Raw genomic sequence first — 5,922 nt, 5'->3', positions numbered from 1 at the left:
ATGGAATTTTGACGAGTTTATCAAAAGAAGTATTAAAGAGTGGGAAAATCAAAGAGGCTCATTCACATGAAGAAATTGGCTGCCATCATGCCGGGTGTCCGCTAGAAGCAGCAATCGTGATTCCCTTGAAATCGAAAGGTAAGACGGTTGGAATCTTGAAAATGTACTTTACAGATGCGACAAAATTGACTTTTGTCGAACGCCAATTAGCGGAAGGCTTGGGCAACATTTCTTCCAGTCAAATCGAATTAGGTGAAATGGAGTTGCAAGGAAAACTATTACAAGATGCTGAAATCAAATCGCTGCAAGCTCAAGTGAATCCGCATTTCTTTTTTAATGCCATCAATACGATTTCTGCTTTGATTCGAGTCGATAGTGAAAAATCCCGCAGTCTGTTAATTCAATTGAGCCACTTTTTCCGTTCTAATTTGCAGGGAGCGAGAACCAACTTGATTCCGTTGTCAAAAGAACTAGAACAAGTAGAAGCCTACTTGTCTTTAGAACAAGCTCGTTTTCCAGACCGCTATCAGGTCAACATAAAAGTAGCAGCAGGACTAGCAGAAGTTTTAGTGCCACCTTTTTTGGTGCAAATTTTAGTGGAAAATGCATTTAAGCATGCTTTTGGAAGCCGTAAAATAGGCAACCAAATCTGGGTTGAAGTGATTAAACAGGAAGAAGGAGTACAGATCAGCGTAAAAGATAATGGACAAGGAATAGAAGCGGAACGCTTGATCATGTTAGGCAAAGAAGCTGTTTTATCTGAAAAAGGAACAGGATCAGCACTTGAAAATTTAAACAAGCGACTGATCAGTTTATTTGGAGAAAACGGGAAGTTGCAGTTTGAAACATCTGCTCAAGGAACCGCAGTTTTATGCACGGTTCCATATCGGGAAAAAGAGGAGGGAAAAACACATGCATACATTGATCGTTGATGATGAGCCTTTAGCACGAAATGAACTGGCCTATTTATTAGAAAAATGCGAAGAAATAACTTCAGTGAGTGAAGCAGACTCGATTGAAGAAGCATTGGAACAAATGCTACAAAAAACGGTGGATTTGATTTTTCTTGATATTCATTTAACCAATGAGAGCGGCCTGACATTAGCTGACAAACTCAATCATTTAAAAAAACCGCCGCTGATTATCTTTGCCACGGCTTACGATGATTATGCGGTCAAAGCTTTTGAATTAAATGCGAAAGATTATGTCTTAAAACCTTTTGAACAAAAGCGCATTCAGCAGGCTGTTACCAAAGCTTACGAAACGTATCAAAAAGAGAACCAACTGTTCCCTGAATTTCCGCAAGAACCGCTAAATGCTATCCCTGTTCAGTTAGAGGATCGGATTTTTTTAGTAAAAACTGAAGAAATCATAGCAGTAGGAGTCGAGAATGGTGAGACAACGATTTATACTAAAAAACGCGAATACACGATCAATGAGTCATTGAGTGCGATTGAGAAAAAAATCAGTCCGCTTACTTTTTTACGAGTGCATCGTTCTTATCTGATCAATGTAAATACGATTGACGAAATCCAGCCTTGGTTTAATCACACCTATCAAGTCACATTAAATAATCAGTTGAAAATCCCCGTTAGCCGTTCTTATATGAAAGAATTTAAAGAACAAGTAGGATTGTAAGAAATGCAATGTTGAATTTCGAAAATAAAATGAATTAAAAGAGTTTTATACCACTTTAGAAGTTTTCAAAGAATTTTCTTTTTTTTATATCTCTATTTAAAAGTTTTTAAAATAAGTAGTGAAGCAAAGCGATTTTTATAAGCAGAGTAGAAAAAACGTAGAAAGTTGCCAAAATATTTTTGGCGCTTACTACGTTTTTTATTAGTTTTTGTCTTTTAGTTCAACCTTTTTCTGTTTGAATAGACTCCTTGTTTAAATCGTAGAACTGATTTACTTTTGTATGGAAGCGAATAAACGAGCGCTAAAAAAGGAAGAGCTTTTCTATCAATGATTAAAGAAGAGCAGATTAAAATTTTTATGATTGATCACCTAAATAAAAAAGGAAGGATAGTTAGCTATTAAATACTCCTCTCTCTCATTTTGGGGCACAGTACTGATTTCTTTACAAAAGTCTTTTGCAAGTAATTTTCTATTCGAACTATTAGAGAAACCTATATTTAATAAAATTTCTATATCATCATCATGAAGATAGTAATTTAACTTAATTACAGGGTAATGGTTTTCGATCAAGATTGCGGAGATGCGATTAGAAAAAGTAATAAGGTAATCAAATTTCAATGAACTTAGAAGATGTAGTTCATTAATATGCACACTATCCATAATCTCAATGTCTACATGATGTACTAATGTTTCAGCAAAAAAATTTGTTTTTTCTTTAGCTGAATTAGTAACAATAACAACTTTCTTACGATTTCTTCCAGAAACTTTATTTTTTAAAACATGGTTTCTAAAAATCAAGGTAAGTGTAGCAATTTGATTTTCATCTAAAGGAAAATAGTATTTGAGATCAGATTCGTTTAGTACAGAAGAGACTATATGGAATAGATAAGAATATTCTTTTTTTGTATCTTCTAATTTATTATCATAAAAGTCAAAATTTAAAAAATTTCGTAAAATGGCTTTATATAAATAATGATAGCATTGCTCAAAAAGTGCGTTTTTTGTATAAAATGTGGTAATAATTTGGTTTTCTACAGTATGTATCAGATAATGTGTAGCTTTTTCTAGCAGTTTATCCAATAAAGTTGGGCTTTTTCCATTAAAATCAAGGGAACAAAAGAGACAATTTAAGATAACATTTTCATTAAGATCAGAAACAAAATAATAATTTGTTAAAGTTAAAGGAATAGGATATTTCTCTGTTATAAATACGTGTGCTGATGTACGGTGATCTGTTAATAAATAATAAAGATAAAGAAACTTCTTAGAGAGGTATCCAATTCGATACTCATGTTCTTTAAAGAAACTATTTAGGAAAGCATAACAATCTGTTTTAGAAGAAGATAGAAAATCATTATAGAGTTGGAAAATTTTCCTCTCAACTGGATTATTTGCTTGCCGCTCGAAAATTTGATTATCTTCATCTAATTCACACACTTTAAGCAATAATTGAGCAACAAATATTCTGTAATAGAGTTCTTTTCCATGTATAGAAACCCCTTTTCCAGGAGTGGTTTTGAGCGTAAACTGTTTTCTTTTCAGATAGTCCTCGATCATTTGACGATCCTTCTTTTTGGTAGAGATACTGAGTCCTAACTCATCGTACAAACTAGAAAGATTAATAGTTCCTTTGATAAAAGATAAAGTGATAATGAGATCAAAACGTTCTTTCTGATTAGGAGCATACTCAGAAAAAGAAAGAGATTGTGTGAAGTTTAAATAGTCTTCATAAGTTAGTTGGCTGAGGATAGTTAAATCGCTAATAATAAATTGCTTATTTAAAGGCAGAAATTCATTGATGTTCTGAATGGAGCGTCTGACAGTAGAAGACGATTTTCCAAACAACTGTTTTGTTCTGTCTAAATTGATTCTTTCTTTTTCTTGAATACGATTTACTAGGTAGATATCAAAAGAATTAATAGACATGCATAATCACCTCTTTGTTATTATATCATATGGATATGGTTAAAATGTGGAAACAAATAAATGCAAAGTATGTCCTTGTTGGTAAAACGCTTTCTATATAAACTAAGTGAGTAATTATGATATATATTACTAATGTTCAGGGAGGATAAAGATGAAAAATAAAATTAAAGTGGCTATCCAGACGTTTGGGCGTTCATTATTGTTGCCAATCGCAGTAATGGCTCCAATCGGAATGGTAATGGGTTTGACAGGAGCTTTGTCACAAAGTTATATGATAGAAAAAGTAGCATTTTTAGGAAATTCAGAAGTACAAGCTATCATTAATAGTTTAAAGACTATCAGCAGTGTAATATTTGAAAATATTCCTTTACTATTTGCTATGGGTGTTGCATATGGAATGTCGAAGAAGGAAAAAGGGATCGCTGTTTTTTCATCAGTGATAGGCTATATTACTTTGCTTGTTGTTATGAATGTTTATTTAACATTAAGAGGTGCATTAGCTGATGCTGAAACGATGTCTCAAGTTGGCCAAGGTGTCGTTTTAGGCGTACAGACGCTAAAGCTAGATGCAGCAGGTGGGATCATTGCCGGATTAGTTGCAGCAAAATGTACGGATAAATATTATAAAATACAATTGCCATTAGCCTTTGCCTTTTTTGGCGGTAAAAAGTTTGTTCCAATTGCTACATTTTTCTTTATGTTGCCTATTGGACTAGTTGTTCCGATAATATGGGGCTGGTTTACACAGTTCTTAATTTTTATTTCTCCAGTATTTATGAATGATGTTTTTGGAGTAGGAGTATATTGGTTTGCCCATCGTGCTTTGATACCTTTTGGATTGCATCATGTACTTGCATCAATTGTTCGTTTTACAGAAGCTGGCGGCGTCTATATGATTGACGGGCAACAATATATTGGAATACTAAATGCTACCAATAAAATATTATTTGATTTAGGGCCTGATAACCCAGCATGGAAAATGGCTCCGGATTTATTCAAGTATTTGGGGACGGGACAAATGCTAACTACCCTTTTTCGAGTACCGGCAATTGGTCTAGCAATGTACCATACAGCCTTTAAAGATAATAAAACAATTGCTAAAGGCGCGATTATCACTGTTGTACTGACGGCCTTCTTAGGTAATATAACAGAGCCCTTAGAGTTCTCATTCTTATTTATAGCTCCTCAACTATTTGTTGTCTATGCTATATTGTGCGGTGTTATGGCGATACCGTTAAATTTCTTGAATATAGCTATTGGGTATATAAGAGGAACCATTTTTGATTTTGGCATTTTTGGGTTAATGTATGAGAATACCAATTGGATCAACTTGATCTTGTTAGGTATTGTAAATTTTGTTGTTTTCTATTTTGTCTTCAAATTTGCCATAGTAAAATTCAATTTAGAAACGCTGGGCAGAGAAAAAGGTGTCAAAGATAATACGCTTCTTAGAGAAAAAAGATATGATGAAATTGCAGATATCATTGTTCCGGCACTCGGAGGAAAAGAGAATGTAGCAGTGGTTGATAATTGTGTTTCTCGTTTAAGGATCGACTTAAAAGATCAAACGAAAGTCGATGTTGAACGATTAAAAGATTCAGGTACATCAGGAGTCTTCTTTCCGCAAGATAACCATATCCATATCGTCTTTGGGCCTTACGTTGAATTTGTGCGAAATGCTGTAGACGATTATATCAAAAAAAATTAGGAGCGATTAAATGCGTGCATTATATGATTCGAAAAGTAAAACTATCAATGATCGAGGTATAAAGGAATTATTAACAAAAGAAGAAAAGTACCGGACATGGTTAGAAGTTGAAGTAGCCTTAGCGCAAGCACAAGCAGAATATGGTATTATTCCACTGGAAGCAGCTGAAGAGATAGTAGAAAAAGGAAAATTAGAAAATTTAGATTTTGAAAAAATGGACCGTATTTATCAAAAGATCGGTCATGGGTTCGTTCCTTTTTTGAAAGTTTTAGTAGAAGCTTGTGGTGAAGAAAGTGGGAAATATATTCACTATGGGATAACAACACAAAATGTCCAACAAACGTCGCAAGTATTGATCATGAAAAAAATCCATAATAAATTCATGGTAATTATCAGTGAAATTTTGGAAAACTTATCCAGACTTGCAGAAAAAGAAGCCGCTACAGTAATGGCTGGCAGAACACATGGAAAACATGCGATACCCATTACTTACGGTTATAAAGTATCCGTTTGGATCTCTGAATTGATCGTTGGGGTCGAACGAATGAAAGAATTGGAAAAACGGACTTTCACATTGATGATGGGCGGAGCAGTAGGAGCTTTTAATGTTACAGGGAATATAGGGATTGAAGTGCAGACGAGAGTAGCTG

At 34.1% G+C, this 5,922-nt stretch carries 5 protein-coding genes; 4 read left to right on the top strand and 1 reads right to left on the bottom strand.

Annotated features, from left to right (window positions below; all coding sequences use genetic code 11):
- A partial coding sequence (locus tag RT405_RS09790) for a histidine kinase (RefSeq protein WP_313469392.1) occupies nucleotides 1-932 on the top strand: 932 nt, incomplete at its 5' end.
- On the top strand, nucleotides 913-1,638 hold the full coding sequence (locus RT405_RS09785) for a LytTR family transcriptional regulator DNA-binding domain-containing protein (RefSeq protein WP_313469390.1): 726 nt from the start codon (nucleotides 913-915) through the stop codon (nucleotides 1,636-1,638). The genes RT405_RS09790 and RT405_RS09785, both read left to right, overlap by 20 nt.
- Before the next feature lie 369 nt (nucleotides 1,639-2,007).
- Here the strand turns inward: RT405_RS09785 and RT405_RS09780 are convergent, their stop codons facing one another.
- Nucleotides 2,008-3,564: a helix-turn-helix domain-containing protein gene (locus tag RT405_RS09780; protein ID WP_313469389.1), complete on the bottom strand. Its 1,557-nt coding sequence runs from the start codon at nucleotides 3,562-3,564 to the stop codon at nucleotides 2,008-2,010.
- Between the two features lie 151 nt (nucleotides 3,565-3,715).
- Between RT405_RS09780 and RT405_RS09775 the strand changes: the two genes are divergently transcribed.
- A complete protein-coding gene (locus tag RT405_RS09775) occupies nucleotides 3,716-5,272 on the top strand; it encodes a PTS transporter subunit EIIC (RefSeq protein WP_313469388.1) in 1,557 nt (518 codons plus the stop codon).
- Nucleotides 5,273-5,282: 10 nt separating this feature from the next.
- The coding region (locus RT405_RS09770; RefSeq protein ID WP_313469387.1) for a lyase family protein at nucleotides 5,283-5,922 on the top strand (640 nt) is incomplete at its 3' end.

This window comes from Carnobacterium sp. (assembly GCF_032094055.1).
Taxonomy (GTDB): domain Bacteria; phylum Bacillota; class Bacilli; order Lactobacillales; family Carnobacteriaceae; genus Carnobacterium_A.
This window is presented reverse-complemented; position numbering and strand designations above follow the sequence as displayed.

Bases quoted from the DNA above. Each gene is read 5' to 3' on its own strand.
- RT405_RS09785 (WP_313469390.1), top strand. From the start codon at position 913: ATGCATACATTGATCGTTGATGATGAGCCTTTAGCACGAAATGAACTG.
- RT405_RS09780 (WP_313469389.1), bottom strand. From the start codon at position 3,564: ATGTCTATTAATTCTTTTGATATCTACCTAGTAAATCGTATTCAAGAA.
- RT405_RS09775 (WP_313469388.1), top strand. From the start codon at position 3,716: ATGAAAAATAAAATTAAAGTGGCTATCCAGACGTTTGGGCGTTCATTA.